Genomic DNA, 261 nt, shown 5'->3' with positions numbered 1-261 from the left:
CCTGCAGATGCGCAACCGCGTCGCGCTTCACGGGTTCGCCATTGTGCTTGAACCAATGGCGCATCAATGGCTCACCCTACCATTTTTTTGCCAGAAGTTCCTTCATCGCGTTCGACCATTGTCCTCGGACCAATGGCGGAAATGGTCTCACCATCCAGCATATGCTCGGCCAGAAGCTTCTTCAGCTTTGCGTTCTCGTCTTCGAGCGCCTTGAGCCGTTTGGCATCGGAAACCGTCATCCCGCCAAACTTCGCCTTCCAC

Annotated in this window: 1 pseudogene; it reads right to left on the bottom strand. The window is 55.6% G+C overall.

The window, feature by feature from the left end:
• Nucleotides 1-152: 152 nt before the first annotated feature.
• Nucleotides 153-261: pseudogene (locus ACH107_RS33900) on the bottom strand (transposase); the annotation flags it as partial.

Source organism: Roseovarius halophilus (ex Wu et al. 2025) (assembly GCF_047086965.1).
The sequence above is the reverse complement of the archived record's forward strand: the minus strand, read 5'-3'. Positions and strand labels throughout refer to the sequence as shown.